Source organism: Enterobacter sp. Res13-Sevr-PEC09-46 (assembly GCF_015672585.1).
Taxonomy (GTDB): Bacteria; Pseudomonadota; Gammaproteobacteria; order Enterobacterales; family Enterobacteriaceae; genus Enterobacter; species Enterobacter hormaechei_C.
Map to the genome: position 1 here is coordinate 331,965 of NZ_JADABR010000005.1, position 15,711 is coordinate 347,675.

The 15,711-nt window shown below is 55.3% G+C and carries 15 protein-coding genes; 1 reads left to right on the forward strand and 14 read right to left on the reverse strand.

Going from position 1 to position 15,711, the window contains the following annotated elements; all coding sequences use genetic code 11:
• Position 1: 1 nt before the first annotated feature.
• The 7 genes from mrdA to leuS form a co-directional block, all read right to left on the reverse strand.
• Positions 2-1,903, reverse strand: coding sequence for a peptidoglycan DD-transpeptidase MrdA (gene mrdA / locus IMQ56_RS02835; RefSeq protein WP_015571138.1), 1,902 nt, complete (start codon positions 1,901-1,903; stop codon positions 2-4).
• A gap of 28 nt (positions 1,904-1,931) precedes the next feature.
• Positions 1,932-2,399 carry a 23S rRNA (pseudouridine(1915)-N(3))-methyltransferase RlmH gene (gene rlmH, locus IMQ56_RS02840; RefSeq protein ID WP_003858701.1) on the reverse strand — a complete coding sequence of 156 codons (468 nt, stop codon included), beginning with the start codon at positions 2,397-2,399 and terminating at the stop codon, positions 1,932-1,934.
• 3 nt (positions 2,400-2,402) lie between these two features.
• A complete protein-coding gene (gene rsfS, locus IMQ56_RS02845) occupies positions 2,403-2,720 on the reverse strand; it encodes a ribosome silencing factor (protein WP_003858696.1) in 318 nt (105 codons plus the stop codon).
• Between the two features lie 268 nt (positions 2,721-2,988).
• Positions 2,989-3,654: a nicotinate-nucleotide adenylyltransferase gene (gene nadD, locus IMQ56_RS02850; RefSeq protein ID WP_196063735.1), complete on the reverse strand. Its 666-nt coding sequence runs from the start codon at positions 3,652-3,654 to the stop codon at positions 2,989-2,991.
• Positions 3,647-4,678, reverse strand: coding sequence for a DNA polymerase III subunit delta (gene holA, locus IMQ56_RS02855; protein WP_015571137.1), 1,032 nt, complete (start codon positions 4,676-4,678; stop codon positions 3,647-3,649). Before holA ends, nadD begins: the two co-directional genes overlap by 8 nt.
• On the reverse strand, positions 4,678-5,247 hold the full coding sequence (gene lptE, locus IMQ56_RS02860) for an LPS assembly lipoprotein LptE (protein ID WP_006809628.1): 570 nt from the start codon (positions 5,245-5,247) through the stop codon (positions 4,678-4,680). The genes holA and lptE overlap by 1 nt, the downstream gene beginning before the upstream one ends.
• A gap of 14 nt (positions 5,248-5,261) precedes the next feature.
• The gene (leuS, locus tag IMQ56_RS02865; protein WP_015571136.1) at positions 5,262-7,844 is read right to left on the reverse strand and encodes a leucine--tRNA ligase; all 2,583 of its coding nucleotides are present in this window, start codon (positions 7,842-7,844) and stop codon (positions 5,262-5,264) included.
• A gap of 214 nt (positions 7,845-8,058) precedes the next feature.
• On the opposite strand from leuS, the gene IMQ56_RS02870 reads away from it, so the two are divergent.
• Positions 8,059-8,541 carry a zinc ribbon-containing protein gene (locus tag IMQ56_RS02870; protein WP_003858689.1) on the forward strand — a complete coding sequence of 161 codons (483 nt, stop codon included), beginning with the start codon at positions 8,059-8,061 and terminating at the stop codon, positions 8,539-8,541.
• A 56-nt stretch (positions 8,542-8,597) separates the two neighbouring features.
• Here the strand turns inward: IMQ56_RS02870 and rihA are convergent, their stop codons facing one another.
• The 7 genes from rihA to corC form a co-directional block, all read right to left on the reverse strand.
• Positions 8,598-9,539 carry a pyrimidine-specific ribonucleoside hydrolase RihA gene (gene rihA, locus IMQ56_RS02875; RefSeq protein ID WP_047732912.1) on the reverse strand — a complete coding sequence of 314 codons (942 nt, stop codon included), beginning with the start codon at positions 9,537-9,539 and terminating at the stop codon, positions 8,598-8,600.
• Positions 9,540-9,658: 119 nt separating this feature from the next.
• Positions 9,659-10,384 (reverse strand): amino acid ABC transporter ATP-binding protein, encoded by a 726-nt coding sequence (locus IMQ56_RS02880; RefSeq protein WP_017382465.1) that lies wholly within the window; start codon positions 10,382-10,384, stop codon positions 9,659-9,661.
• The gene (gene gltK, locus IMQ56_RS02885) at positions 10,384-11,058 is read right to left on the reverse strand and encodes a glutamate/aspartate ABC transporter permease GltK (protein WP_003858686.1); all 675 of its coding nucleotides are present in this window, start codon (positions 11,056-11,058) and stop codon (positions 10,384-10,386) included. The genes IMQ56_RS02880 and gltK overlap by 1 nt, the downstream gene beginning before the upstream one ends.
• Positions 11,059-11,799, reverse strand: a complete 741-nt coding sequence (gene gltJ, locus IMQ56_RS02890; protein ID WP_196063734.1) for a glutamate/aspartate ABC transporter permease GltJ — start codon at positions 11,797-11,799, stop codon at positions 11,059-11,061.
• Between the two features lie 155 nt (positions 11,800-11,954).
• Positions 11,955-12,860, reverse strand: a complete 906-nt coding sequence (locus IMQ56_RS02895) for an amino acid ABC transporter substrate-binding protein (RefSeq protein WP_003858681.1) — start codon at positions 12,858-12,860, stop codon at positions 11,955-11,957.
• Positions 12,861-13,240: 380 nt separating this feature from the next.
• Positions 13,241-14,779, reverse strand: coding sequence for an apolipoprotein N-acyltransferase (lnt, locus tag IMQ56_RS02900; RefSeq protein ID WP_032670351.1), 1,539 nt, complete (start codon positions 14,777-14,779; stop codon positions 13,241-13,243).
• Positions 14,780-14,784: 5 nt separating this feature from the next.
• Entirely contained in the window at positions 14,785-15,663 is an 879-nt protein-coding gene (corC, locus tag IMQ56_RS02905) for a CNNM family magnesium/cobalt transport protein CorC (protein ID WP_003858679.1), read from the reverse strand.
• Positions 15,664-15,711 lie beyond the last annotated feature (48 nt).

A 15,711-nucleotide genomic window follows, 5' to 3' on the forward strand; every position in this document is an offset into this window, starting at 1 on the left:
ATTATTGGTCCTCCGCCGCAGCGGCTGCCGGGTTTTCAGCTGGCAGTTCGGTGTTGTTGTCACCCAGCATGATGTGGTCGAGAATTTGACGCATGATGGTACCCACCGCCGGGCCTGCGCCGCCGTTCTCAAGAATCATCGCCACCGCAACCTGCGGGTTATCATAAGGGGCAAACGCCGTCATGAGCTTGTGGTCACGCAGACGTTCGGCAATTTTATGTGCGTTATAGGTTTCATTCGCTTTCAGACCGAAGACCTGAGCCGTACCTGATTTCGCGGCTACCTTATACGGTGCGCCAGCGAAATATTTGTGCGCCGTCCCGTTAGGGCGGTTGGCTACACCGTACATGCCGTCTTTCGCGATTTCCCAGTACCCGGAATGAATGTCACCCACCGGCGGCTCGTGCGGCTGTATCCACGGCACTTTTTTGCCGTCTTCAACGGTGCTTTGCAGCAGGTGCGGCACTTTCACGACGCCATCGTTGATGAGGATCATCATCGCCTTGTTCATTTGCAGCGGGGTTGCCGTCCAGTAGCCCTGGCCGATCCCCACCGGAATGGTGTCACCCTGATACCAGGGTTTTTTAAAGCGCTTCAGCTTCCATTCGCGGGTTGGCATGTTGCCGGAACGTTCTTCCGCCAAATCTATGCCGGTGTAATGCCCATAGCCGAACTTGCTCATCCATTCAGACAGACGGTCAATACCCATGTCGTAGGCGACCTGATAGAAGAAGGTATCCGCCGACTCTTCCAGTGATTTGGTCACGTTCAGATGGCCGTGGCCCCATTTTTTCCAGTCGCGGTAGCGTTTCTCAGAGCCAGGCAACTGCCACCAGCCGGGGTCAAACAGACTGGTATTACGGGTGATGACGCCCGCGCTCAGCGCAGACACGGCGACGTACGGTTTAACCGTTGAAGCTGGAGGATAAACCCCCTGCGTCGCGCGGTTCACCAGCGGCGTGTTTGGATCGTTGAGCAGGCCGGAGTAATCCTTGCTGGAGATGCCATCCACGAAGAGGTTCGGATCGTAGCTTGGCATGGAAACCATCGCCAGAATGCCGCCGGTACGCGGGTCGGTCACAATAACCGCAGCACGGCTACCCGCCAGCAGCGTTTCGATATACTGCTGGAGCTTCAGGTCGAGCGTCAGATAGACGTCATGTCCCGCCTGCGGGGGAACCTCTTTCAGCTGACGGATCACGCGGCCACGGTTGTTAACTTCAACCTCTTCATACCCGGTCTGACCGTGCAGCACATCTTCGTAATAACGTTCGATCCCCAGCTTGCCAATATCATGGGTTGCGGCGTAGTTAGCCAGCTTGCCGTCTTTATCAAGGCGTTCGACGTCTTTATCGTTGATTTTGGAGACGTAACCAATGACGTGCGTCAGCGCGGAGCCGTAAGGATAGTAGCGGCGTTTATAGCCTTTGACTTCCACACCGGGGAAACGGTACTGGTTAACGGCAAAACGGGCGACCTGCACTTCCGTCAGGTTGGTTTTTACCGGAATGGAGGTGAAGCGGTGAGAACGTGCGCGCTCTTTTTTGAACGCAGCGATATCGTCATCAGTCAGGTCGACAACGCTTCTCAGCGCGTTCAGCGTATCCTGCACGTTATCCACTTTCTCGGGCATCATCTCTATCTGGTAGATGGTGCGATTAAGCGCCAGCGGCGTGCCGTTACGATCGTAGATAATGCCGCGGCTGGGCGCGATGGGCACCAGCTTGATACGGTTTTCGTTTGAGCGGGTCTGGTAATCGGTATAGCGGACAATTTGCAGATTATAGAGGTTGGCGATCAGCACGCCGGTAAGCAGCAAAATCCCCGTAAAGGCGACCAGCGCCCGGCGCACAAACAGCGCGGACTCAGCCGTATAGTCGCGAAAAGAATTCTGTAGTTTCATCCGCTGCTTAAATTACCCTGGTCAGTCATTACTCGCGGTGATAAGGGTGGTTGGTAGTGATGCTCCATGCGCGATACAAACTTTCTGCCACGAGAACCCGTACAAGCGGGTGGGGCAGCGTCAGCGCCGAGAGTGACCAACTTTGTTCTGCTGCCGCTTTGCAGGCGGGAGATAACCCCTCTGGTCCGCCAATCAACAGACTGACGTCCCGACCATCCTGCTTCCAGCGCTCCAGTTCGTGCGCCAGCTGCGGCGTATCCCAGGGTTTGCCCGGGATATCGAGGGTCACGATGCGGTTTTTGCCTGCGGCAGCCAGCATCAGCTCTCCCTCTTTATCGAGAATACGTTTGATATCTGCGTTCTTGCCGCGCTTTCCTGCTGGGATCTCCACCAGTTCGAACGGCATATCTTTTGGGAAACGACGCAGATACTCAGTAAAACCGGTTTGTACCCAGTCCGGCATTTTGGTGCCGACGGCGACCAGTTGCAACTTCACGCATTAACCCCAGAGTTTTTCCAGCTCATACAGGCGACGGCTCTCTTCCTGCATGACGTGGACAATCACATCGCCGAGATCGACAACCACCCAGTCAGCGGTCGCTTCACCTTCAACGCCCAGCGGAAGCAGCCCTGCCGCGCGCGATTCCTGAACAACATGGTCAGCAATCGAAACAACGTGACGAGTTGAGGTCCCGGTGCAGATGATCATGCAGTCGGTGATGCTGGATTTACCCTTAACGTCGATAGCGATGATGTCCTGACCTTTCAGGTCATCAATTTTGTCGATAACAAAATCCTGGAGTGCTTTACCCTGCAAGTTTTCCCCCTGGGTGAATGAGATTGTACAACTATGAATTCGTGGTCAGTCAGTATACCTGAACTGACGCCAGTCGCGGGACAAATGTCACCGCCCGGCTTTTGAAGGCGGGTATCATCCCACCCTCCGCCTGATATTGCATCGCCATTTTTGTAAAACAATTTCTGTAAAGCAGCGATCGGCGGGAAAGTCTGGCAGCGGAGGATATCAGTATGGCTTAGCCTGTCAAGGCAGGATAATCATTAACGGACAATTTCGCCGGCGATGCTCAGACATCTGTACTTTTCTGATACAGACCGTGCGCATGGATATAGGCCAGCACGGGCGAGGGGAGGAGATCGTCACAGTCTAAACCCTGCTGGAGACGCTCGCGGATGAGGGTTGCGGAAATATCAAACCACGGCGTTTCAGCGAGGTAAATTTTCCCGGCGGGGAGACTGTGCAGGTCTTCTATATTGTCCGTCAGATGTGCGTCAAGCCACTGCTGATGCTGTGCGTCGCGCATGGTCAGCGGGTAGCCCGGACGGCGGCAGACCAGCAGATGACTGTTTTCCAGAATGGTTTCGTACTGGTACCAGCTGGAAAAGTTGAGCAAGGAATCCTGGCCGATGATGAACGCCAGCGGTTTCATGGGCCCCTGCTCATCGCGCCACTCCCGCAGCGTTTGCGATGTCCAGGAAGGGGTATCCCTGCGCAGTTCACGCTCATCAAGCGTGAAGAGAGGCTTATCGGCGATAGCCAGCGCGAGCATCGCTTTACGCTGCTCGCTGGTTGCTTCTGGCTGAGGACGGTGCGGCGGAACATTGTTGGGCATGATGATTACCCGCTGCAACCCAATCAAATTCGCGAGGATTTCTACCGGCTTAAGATGCCCATAGTGTACCGGGTCGAAGGTCCCGCCATACATTGCCTGTAAAGAATGCATATCACCCATCGATAAATACGTCTGCCAGCGCCTTATGGCAGAGCAGCAAAGAGAGGCTCTCCAGCTCCGCCCAGACAGACTGGCCGTAATCCTGTTTTAACGTCAGTTCGGCGCGCATCAGAAGTTGTACTGCCTGACGCAACTGCTCCTGGCTCAGGCGGTTTATCGCCTCCGTGGTCATCGCCCGACGGTTTTGCCAGACGCGATGTTTGTCGAATAAGGCGCGCAGGGGCGTGTGTGCTGACTGGCGTTTAAGGTTGTTCAGCAGCAGTAATTCGCGCTGGAGCGTACGGAGCAGAATGACCGGCTCACTCCCTTCCAGGCGCAGCTGTTGCAGGATGTGCAGAGCACGCTTACTTTTCGCCGACAGCAGCGCATCAACCCAGTGGAAGGGGGTAAAGTGCGCGGCATCATTCACCGCCTGTTCCACGCGCGGCAGCGTCAGCTTACCATCGGGCCACAGCAGGGCGAGCCTGTCCAGCGCCTGCGCCAGTGCCAGAAGGTTGCCTTCGTAGCAGTAGCATAGGAGCTGACTGGCGGCCTCATCCAGCTGCAAATTGTGCTGCTTTGCTCGCGCGGCAACCCATTTTGGCAGATGCGCCTGCTCTGGCGTCTGGCAGGTGACCAGCACCGCACTGGGGGCTAGCCGGGTAAACCAGGCCGCGTTTTCCTGCGCTTTTGTGAGTTTGTTGCCGCGTACGATAAGCAGCAGATCGTCGTGTAACAAACTTACCAGCATGGCCAGCTGTTCATTGATAGCAGCGTTAGGTCCATTCTCTGGCAGCAGGATCTGGATTGTCTGACGAGAGGCAAACAGGCTCATGGCCTGACAAAGCGAGAAGATAGCGTTCCAGTCGGTACTGTTATCGATCTGGAACGTATGATGCTCATCGAAACCCTGCGCGGCTGCCGCATGGCGAACCGCATCAAGGCTTTCCTGAAGTAACAGGGGGTCATTGCCGAGTAGCAGATAGGCCGCGCGCAGCCCTTCGTTGAGCTGCGCGCGGAGTTGTTCAGGATACAACCTGATCATCAGTTACCCAGAGACGTTGGCATATCCGGCGTGCTGGCATCCGGTGTTTCGATGACGTCAGCGCCTTTTTTCGTCGACGCGGCAATGGCAGGCAGTCTGCGGATCAGCTGTTCCGCGGCCTTATCGTACATCTCTTTGATGATAATCTGCTGTTCGGCGTCTTTTGCCAGCGCCGTCTGCGGGTTATCGAAGAACGAGCGGTAGACTTTGGTATTGATAGGGTAAATATCTTTACCTGGCATCAAGACGGCCGCATCAACGGTAAGCACCATCTGATATTCCGCCGTCCGCCCATCCTGGAAGATCGAGGCCGTATCTTGTGACAGCGTTGATTTCAGGACGCGAAGCGAAGGAACATCCTGACGCAGGGTTCCCTTCTCGATCAGCTCAACATCGTTCAAACGCAGCTGGTTACGAATGGCCCGGCTCAGCGGTCCGTTCGGATCGGATGAGTCGAAGATCATTGTTTTCATCTGAGCAGGCACTGCCGTGGTGTTGCGCAGGTGCCAGCCACAGCCAGCGGTGACCAGCACCGCCAGAGATAAGAGTATTGTTGCCAGTTGTCGCACGTTTCCTCCCGCGCTTAGCCAACGACCAGATTCAGCAGTTTACCAGGTACGTAGATCACTTTACGTACGGTAACGCCCTCAAGGTATTTCGCGACCAGATGCTCCTGGCCTGCGCGCTCGCGAACCTGTTCTTCGGTTGCGTCGACCGCGACGGTAATTTTACCGCGCACTTTACCGTTAACCTGCACCACCACCAGCGTGGTGTTTTCCACCATAGCGGATTCATCCGCCACTGGCCACGGCGCGTTGTCGATATCGCCTTCGCCTTTCAGCTCCTGCCACAGGGTGAAGCTAACGTGCGGCGTGAACGGGTTAAGCATGCGAACGACCGCCAGCAGCGCTTCACGCATTAAGGCGCGATCCTGCTCGCCGTCCTGCGGGGCTTTCGCCAGCTTGTTCATCAGTTCCATAATAGCCGCAATTGCGGTATTGAAGGTCTGACGACGACCAATATCATCGGTGACTTTCGCAATGGTTTTATGAACATCACGACGCAGCGCCTGCTGATCTTCGCTCAGTGCAGCCACGTTCAGCGCTGGCGCATCACCCTGAGAGGTGTGCTCGTACACCAGTTTCCAGACGCGTTTCAGGAAGCGGTTTGCCCCTTCAACGCCAGATTCCTGCCATTCCAGCGTCATATCTGCCGGGGAGGCGAACATCATGAACAGACGCACGGTGTCAGCGCCGTAACGCTCAACCATTACCTGCGGGTCGATACCGTTATTTTTCGACTTGGACATCTTGCTCATGCCGGTATACACCAGTTCATGACCTTCGGCGTCTTTCGCCTTCACGATACGGCCTTTCTCGTCGCGCTCCACAATCGCATCAACCGGAGAAACCCAGTTACGCTCGCCGTTCGCGCCAACGTAGTAGAACGCATCTGCCAGCACCATACCCTGACACAGCAGCTGTTTTGCCGGCTCGTCGGAGTTGACGAGGCCTGCGTCACGCATCAGTTTGTGGAAGAAGCGGAAGTAGAGCAGGTGCATGATGGCGTGTTCAATGCCACCGATGTAGATGTCTACCGGCAGCCAGTAGTTTGCTGCATCGGAATCCAGCATGCCTTCTTTGTACTGCGGGCAGGTGTAGCGCGCATAGTACCAGGAGGATTCCATAAAGGTGTCGAAGGTGTCGGTTTCACGCAGCGCTGGCTGACCGTTGACGGTGGTTTTCGCCCACTCAGGATCGGCTTTGATCGGGCTGGTGATGCCGTCCATGACCACGTCTTCCGGCAGGATCACCGGCAGCTGATCTTCCGGCGTTGGCATCACGGTGCCATCTTCCAGAGTCACCATTGGGATTGGCGCACCCCAGTAACGCTGACGGGAAACGCCCCAGTCGCGCAGACGGTAGTTCACTTTACGCTCGCCCACGCCCAGGGAGGCCAGCTTGTCGGCGATGGCGTTGAAGCCTTCTTCGAAGCTCAGGCCGCTGAACTCACCGGAGTTAAACAGGGTGCCTTTTTCAGTCAGCGCTTGCTCAGAGAGATCGGGCTCAGAGCCGTCAGCGGCAAGAATAACAGGCTTGATGGTCAGGCCGTATTTGGTGGCAAATTCGTAGTCGCGCTGGTCGTGACCCGGCACGGCCATCACTGCGCCTGTGCCGTATTCCATCAGTACGAAGTTGGCTGCCCAGACAGGGATCGCTTCGCCCGTCAGCGGGTGAATGGCTTTAAAGCCGGTATCAACGCCTTTTTTCTCCATCGTCGCCATGTCGGCTTCGGCCACTTTAGTATTGCGGCATTCGTCGATGAAGGTCGCCAGTTCCGGATTGTTTTCTGCCGCTTTCTGCGCCAGCGGGTGACCTGCGGCCACGGCCAGGTAGGTCGCGCCCATGAAGGTGTCCGGACGGGTGGTATAGACGGTCAGGGTCTGGTCGTAGTTCTCAACGTTGAAGGTAATTTCCACACCTTCGGAACGGCCGATCCAGTTGCGCTGCATGGTCTTAACGGTATCTGGCCAGTGGTCCAGATTATCCAGATCGTTCAGCAGTTCGTCAGCGTAGGCAGTGATTTTGATAAACCACTGCGGGATCTCTTTACGCTCTACTTTGGTGTCGCAGCGCCAGCAGCAGCCGTCGATAACCTGCTCGTTCGCGAGAACGGTCTGGTCATTCGGACACCAGTTAACGGCAGAGGTCTTCTTGTACACCAGGCCTTTTTTATACAGCTCGGTGAAGAATTTCTGCTCCCAGCGGTAGTATTCCGGGGTACAGGTTGCCAGCTCGCGACTCCAGTCATAGCCAAAGCCCAGCATTTTCAGCTGGTTTTTCATGTACGCAATGTTGTCGTACGTCCACGGAGCCGGTGCCGTGTTGTTTTTCACCGCCGCGCCTTCAGCAGGCAGGCCGAACGCATCCCAGCCGATAGGCTGAAGAACGTTTTTGCCCAGCATACGCTGGTAGCGCGCAATCACGTCACCGATGGTGTAGTTACGCACGTGGCCCATGTGTAGTCGACCAGAAGGATAGGGAAGCATCGACAGGCAGTAATACTTCTCTTTGCTCTCGTCTTCGGTTACTTCAAAGGTGCGCTTCTCGTCCCAGTGTTGCTGGACTTTTGATTCTATCTCTTCCGGGCGGTATTGCTCTTGCATGGCAGCCAGTGGTCCTGTGTTCAATACAGCTACAAATGTAGCCAATGGATGTGGTAATTCAGATCCGCATAGCATAGCCCAAACGCCCGCGTCAAAACAGCCTTTCACGCAAATGCACTTTGCAGGAATTTACCGGGTCTGTGCTTCACCTGACAAAGCGGCGGCGAAATAAGGTCTATTATTAGAGACAGTTACTTACCCGGGAGGCAAAATGATGAACAAGGTTGCTCAATTTTACCGTGAACTGGTAGCGACTCTGACGGAACGGCTGCGTAACGGCGAGCGTGATATCGACGCGCTGGTCGAACAGGCACGCGCACGCGTGACGCAAACGGGTGAGTTAACGCGAACCGAAGTGGAAGAGGTGACGCGCGCCGTACGCCGTGACCTGGAGGAGTTCGCGCGAAGCTATGAAGAGAGCCAGGACGAGATCGCCGACAGCGTTTTTATGCGGGTCATCAAAGAGAGCCTGTGGCAGGAGCTGGCGGATATCACCGACAAAACGCAGCTGGAATGGCGTGAGGTGTTTCAGGATTTAAACCACCACGGTGTCTATCACAGCGGCGAAGTAGTGGGGTTGGGGAACCTGGTGTGTGAGAAGTGCCACCACCATATCGCCGTTTATACGCCGGAGGTGCTGTCGCTGTGTCCGAAGTGCGGGCACGACCAGTTCCAGCGTCGGCCGTTTGAGCCGTAGGTAAAAGCAAAACTGTTTGCACCCTCTCCCTGTGGGAGAGGGCCGGGGTGAGGGCATCAGGCCGCAGAATAATAAGCCAGCCGCTCCGCCAGTAAATCCACAAACGCTTCCCGATCGATATCCACCATCACCGTGGTATTCGGCTTGTTTCCCGTCAGCGAGTAATAGTCCACCACTGTCATTCCCTGGGTATATTTCCCCTGTGTTTCCACACCAGCCCAACGCTCGACCGTGGTAAACATTTCCGGCTTCAGCAGCCAGGCGATGGTGCATGGGTCATGCAGCGGGGCGCCGTGGAAGCCCCACTTCTCGGCTTTGTGATACTCCATAAAGAAGTCGAGCAGCTCGGCCACGGTCGTTGCAACCGGGTTGCCCACGGCGCGGAAGCGTTCAATATCGTCTGTCATAATCTGTGCCCGATGCGTCACGTCCAGCCCCGCCATCACAATCGGCAGGCCCGACTGGAAGACGATTTCCGCGGCTTCCGGGTCAACGAAGATGTTGAACTCTGCTGCTGGCGTCCAGTTCCCCAGCCCCATTGCCCCGCCCATGATGACGATACGGGCGATGTTGCTGTGCAGTTCAGGATGGCTGTTCAGCAGCAGCGCTACGTTGGTCTGCGGGCCGGTCGCCACCAGCGTCACGGGCTCTGCGCTCTCACGTAGCACCTTCGCCATGAGCTCGACGGCAGTGCAGTTTTGCGGTGTGAAATTCGGCTCCGGTAGCGCCGGGCCATCCAGCCCACTTTCACCGTGAACATTATCCGCAATGATCAGCTCGCGCATCAGTGGTTTAACGGCGCCACCTGCGACCGGAATATCGGTGCGTTTCAGCAGCGTCAACATGCGCAACACGTTTCGCAAGGTTTTATCCGGCGTCTGGTTCCCGGCGGAGGAGGTGACAGCTTTTACGTCCAGTTCAGGGGAAGCAAGAGCAAGGACGAGTGCGATCGCGTCATCATGACCCGGATCGCAGTCGAGAATAATTGGCTGTGCCATAGCGTTCTCCATTCTCAGCATTATTTGTGACAAGGTTAACGCTGCGATGTGACACCGAATAGAAAAAGAGATCTAAAGCGTGAAGCAGTGCGCAATCCGCAGATTGCGCACTAAAAAGATTAATGCAGGATTTTGGCGAGGAAGTCTTTTGCACGTTCAGATTTAGGATTTGCGAAGAACTCTTCTTTTGGTGAGTCTTCAACAATTTTCCCTTCATCCATGAAGATCACGCGGTTGGCCACTTTACGGGCGAAGCCCATTTCATGCGTCACCACCATCATGGTCATCCCTTCGTGCGCCAGCTCCACCATGACGTCCAGCACTTCGTTGATCATCTCAGGGTCGAGCGCGGACGTCGGCTCATCAAACAGCATTGCCACCGGATCCATGCACAGCGCACGCGCGATTGCCACACGCTGCTGTTGGCCGCCCGAAAGCTGGGCCGGGAACTTATTCGCATGCGCAGACAGCCCGACGCGTTCCAGCAGCTTCAGCCCCTTTTCGCGCGCCGCTTTTTTGTCGCGCTTCAGCACTTTGACCTGCGCCAGCGTCAGGTTCTCAATGATGGACAGGTGAGGGAACAGCTCAAAATGCTGGAACACCATCCCTACGTGGGAGCGAAGCTGGGCAAGGTTGGTTTTGCGGTCATTTACTTTGGTGCCGTTAACGACAATCTCGCCCTGCTGGACAGGTTCCAGCCCATTAACGGTTTTGATAAGCGTGGACTTACCGGAACCGGACGGGCCGCATACCACTACCACATCGCCTTTTTTTACTTCTGTTGAGCAGTCGGTCAGCACCTGAAAGTGCCCATACCATTTAGAAACATTTTTCAGGGAAATCATTATACCGTCCTTTTCTTCAGCCAGCTGACCAACAGCGATGCGCTTAAACTAATCACAAAATAGACCCCGCCCGCGAAGAGGATCATCTCAACCTGCGTTCCGTCACGTTCGCCAATGGTGGAGGCGGTACGGAAGAAGTCTGCCAGACTCAGCACGTAGACCAGGGAGGTATCCTGGAACAGGACGATGCCCTGCGTCAGCAGCAGCGGAACCATGGCGCGAAACGCCTGCGGCAAAATAATGAGCTTCATGGACTGCCAGTGCGTCATACCGAGCGCCAGCGCAGCGCTGGACTGCCCGCGAGAGATACTCTGAATACCTGCGCGGATGATCTCTGAGTAGTAGGCGGCTTCAAACATGGAAAACGCCACCATGGCAGAGATCAGGCGGATATCGGTCTTTGGCGACAGTCCCAGTACGTTCTGTAAAAAGCCGGGAACAATCAGATAAAACCACAGCAGCACCATGACCAGTGGAATGGAGCGGAACACGTTAACGTAAGCCGTGGCAAACCAGGCGAGCGGCTTAAAGCTCGACAGGCGCATCACTGCAAGCAGGGTGCCCCAGACGATACCGACGATAATGGCGATAACGGTGATCTTTAAGGTGATTGCCAGTCCATCCAGCAGATAGGGCATGGAGGGAACAATGGAACTCCAGTCAAAATCGTACATTTATTTGCCCCCCAGATTGCCCGGCAGGCGTACTTTGCGTTCAACCAGGTTCATCACCAGCATGATGAAAGCGTTAATCAGAACATAGGCGAGCGTGATCGCCGTGAAGGATTCCCAGGCGTGAGCGGAGTAATCCAGCAGTTTGCCCGCCTGTGCCGCCATATCCACCAGACCGATGGTTGAGGCGATAGCCGAGTTTTTTACCAGGTTCATCATCTCGGACGTCATCGGCGGAACGATGACGCGGTAAGCGTTAGGCAGCAGTACGTAACGGTAGGCCTGGGGCAGAGTCAGGCCCATTGCCAGTGCCGCATTCTTTTGCCCGCGCGGCAGTGACTGTATGGCGGCACGTACCTGCTCGCAGACGCGCGCAGCGGTGAACAGCCCCAGACACAGCATAGAGGAGACAAAAAATTGTACGTTAGGATCCAGCTCGGCCTTAAACCACATGCCGAGATCTTCCGGCAGCAGTTCCGGGATCACCAGATACCAGGTAAAGAACTGCACGATCAGCGGAACGTTACGGAACAGTTCCACATAGAGCGTGCCAATCAAAGAGAGAAAACGGTTAGGGACGGTACGCAGAATACCGAACAGCGAACCGACAAGAAACGCGATAATCCACGCCGTTATCGATAACGCAACGGTAACCTGAAAGCCGCTCCACAGCCAGCCGAGATAGGTGGTGTTGCCGAACGGGGCTTGTTGCAGAAAGATGCCCCAGTTCCAGTCAATTGACATAGTAAACTCCAGAAAAAAAAGGGTAGCAGCGCTACCCTCGAAGATTGGTGAGAAGCTCAATTTTTGCGCTGAGTGGGGAACGACCACTCAACGTATAGTCTGTCCATGCTTCCCGACAATCGAGAGGGCAGGAGATCCCGCCCCTGTCGTTCTAATTAGTTAAGAGCTTTGTCGTTTGGTGATTTGAACAGCGCTTTCATGTCGTCAGACAGTTCAAAGTTCATGTTCAGGTTTTTTGGTGGAATTGGGTTCTTGAACCATTTGTCGAACCATTTTGCCGCTTCGCCGGAGGTTTGCGCCTGAGCGATGGTGTCATCGATCAGTTTCTTGAAGTCCTCGTCACCTTTACGCAGCATACAGCCGTAGGCTTCTTTCGACTGGGCGGTACCGACGATTTCCCAGTTGTCTGGTTTCTTCGCTTTCGCGCGTTCGCCCGCCAGCAGGGCGTCATCCATCATAAACGCGACAGCACGGCCGCTTTCCAGGGTACGGAAGGAGTCGCCATGATCTTTCGCGCTGATGATGCGCATGTCCATTTTCTTCTCGTCGTTCAGCTTGTGCAGCAGCACTTCGGACGTGGTACCGGAGGTCACGACAACCGCTTTGCCTTTCAGGTCAGCAAAATCTTTGATGTCGCCGCCTTTCTTCGTCAGCAGGCGGGTGCCTACAACGAAGATGGTGTCCGAGAAAGCGGCCTGTTTCTGACGCTCAAGGTTGTTGGTGGTTGAGCCACATTCAAAATCAAATGTGCCGTTTTGCAGCAGAGGAATACGGTTCTGTGAAGTGATGGGGATCAGCTTCACTTGCAGGTCAGGTTTGTTCAGCTTTTTCTTCACGGCTTCAACGATGGCGTTGGAGTAATCCTGTGAATAGCCCACGACTTTTTGCGTGTTGTCGTAGTAAGAGAACGGGACAGAAGATTCACGGTGGCCGACCACGATCACGCCGTTTTTGGCAATCTTGTCGAGAGTGCTTCCTGCTGCCGGAGCGTCTTCAGCGTGGACAACCCCCGCAGACATTCCCATAACCAGCATTGCTGTGGCCAGTTTACGTAATTGCATACCCAACTCCTTTCTTATCAGCGCCAGTGACGCATAGATACCCATTGTGATGTTGTTATATCTCGCGCAATGCGAGTGCAGTGTTATGCAAGCTTGTTAACATTTAGTCTGGCTTAATGTAAAGATTTTGCTGCGTTATTGTTTATTTTTGCGAAGCGCGCCGCACCATTCAGAGGCAATAATCCCTCGTTGCACCGTTTCGGTGCTACCGATGATCTACGCTGGTGCGACAAAGTTGCACGTTAAGCCAGACAGCGTTGATATGAATAAACAAAGCAACAGGCGTGCCAGAATTGAAGTTTGGGAGGAAATTGTCGGGTGGGGGCGGCGGAGAGTAGGCCGGGTAAGGCGTAGCCGCCACCCGGCAACAGAAGGTAAGGTTATTTACGACGCTGACGCAGGCTCATCAGTACTGCGCCAAAGCCGAAGAGCAAGGTCAAAATCCACAGCGGCCAGTTCCCGGTGCGCGCGTAAGGCGTAAGCCCGGTAGTTGGCGTGACGTTAGTAGTCAGCACCTCACGGGTAAATTGCGGGATCATGGCCTGGATTTCACCCTGCGGACCAATCACGGCGGTAATGCCGTTATTGGTGCTGCGCAGCAACGGACGCGCCAGCTCCAGAGAACGCATTCGCGCCATCTGGAAGTGCTGCCACGGGCCAATCGATTTACCGAACCACGCATCGTTTGAGATGGTCAGCAGATAGTCGGTGTCCGGGCGGAAATTATCGCGCACCTGCTCGCCGAGGATAATCTCGTAGCAAATGGCGGCCGTCAGGGCAAAACCGTGCGCATGCAGCTGCGGCTGAACGTAAGGGCCCCGGCTGAATGAGGACATCGGCAAATCAAAGAACGGTGCCAGTGGGCGCAGAATAGACTCCAGCGGAACAAATTCGCCAAACGGTACAAGGTGGTTTTTGTTGTAGCGATTGGTGGAGGTATAGCTGTATTCGCTGTCCTTACCGAGCGTAATGATCGTGTTGTACGTGTCATAGCGGTTCTGCTGATTGAGACGCGCATCCACAATTCCGGTGATCAGCGTACTGCCGCGCGCGCGCAGCAGATCGTCCATCATCTTCAGGAAGGGCTGCTGATTGATCTCCAGGTCCGGGATCGCAGACTCAGGCCAGATGATGAGCTGCGATTTGCCCATCACCTTTTCAGTGGCGTTGGCGTAGATTTTCAGCGTGTTCAGCAGCTGATTCTCATCCCATTTCAGGGACTGCGGGATATCGCCCTGTACCAGTGAAACCTGCGTGGCGCGCGCGGGCTCCAGCGTAAACCACTGGATATAACGCAGCGGGAAGGGCAGGGCAAACAGGATCAACGCGGCAACCAGCGGCTTCCAGTTACGTGTCACCAGTGCCAGCACCAGCAGGCCGCTGACGATCATCAACAGGAAATTGATGGCTTCCACGCCCATGACCGGGGCCAGGCCTTTCAGCGGGCCGTCTACCTGGCTATAGCCGAACTGCAACCACGGGAAACCGGTTAGTACCCAGCCGCGCAGAAATTCGGTGATTTGCCAGACAACGGGTGCCGCTATCGCCACGCGCAGCCAGGTCGTTTTTGGCCACAGGCGAGACAGGATGCCCGCGAACAGGCCGGTGTAGAGCGAGAGATAGGCGGCGAGCAGCACAACCAGGAAGACGTTAACCGGCCCCGGCATTCCGCCAAATTGCGCGATACTGACGTAGACCCAGTTGATACCAGAGCCGAACAGCCCCAGCCCCCAGAAGTAGCCAATGGCCGCGGCCTGTACCGGACGACGGTTCAGGGTAAGACCCTGTAGCCCCATCAGGGAGAGAATAGCGGCCGGCCAGATATCGTAAGGAGAAAAAGCCAGCGTACCGCTGGCTCCGAGTAACAGCGCCAGCAGCAAACGGACGCGCTGGCGTTCAAAGAGTGGGGCAAATGCCATTTACATTAATCTTCCAGTTTTGGCACCGGTGAGTCGTCCGGCATTCTGACGTGAACCTGAATAATACGTCGGCTGTCAGCCATTGCGACCTTGAACTGGTAACCATCGATGTCAACGGTTTCACCGCGGGCCGGAAGATGGCCGAAGGCCTGCATCACCAGACCACCAATGGTGTCCACTTCTTCATCGCTGAAGCTGGTGCCAAAGGTATCGTTGAAGTCTTCAATGGAGGCCAGCGCGCGCACGGTCCAGGTGTGGCGGCTCAGCTGACGGAAGTCGATATCCTCTTCTTCGTCATACTCATCTTCGATTTCGCCCACGATCAGCTCAAGGATGTCTTCGATTGTGACCAGACCGGAAACGCCACCAAATTCATCAATAACAATCGCCATGTGATAGCGCTGGGAGCGAAACTCCTTCAGCATCCGATCCACACGTTTACTTTCCGGCACAACCACGGCCGGGCGTAACACCTTTTCCATACTGAAGGCTTCGGCATCGCTGCGCATAAACGGCAGCAGATCTTTCGCCATCAAAATCCCTTCAATGTGATCTTTGTCTTCGCTGATGACCGGGAAACGTGAGTGAGCCGATTCGATAATCACATCGAGGCACTCGTCCAGCGTCTGGTTGCGTTTCAGGGTAATCATCTGCGAGCGGGGGATCATGATGTCGCGGACGCGCTGGTCGGCGATGTCCATCACCCCTTCGAGCATTTCGCGCGTATCTTCGTCGATAAGGTCGTTCTGCCCGGAATCACGAATCAGCTCCAGCAGTTCATCACGGTTTTTCGGTTCGCCGTGGAAAAGCTGGTTCAGAATGAGGGAGAAAAATCCCTTTTTAGTGGTTGTCGTGTCGCTACTGTGTGAATTGTCGTCGCTCATGGCGTTTGTTAAGGGTTCTCTTGTTAGTTCAATGTTAACCGCCGCGCT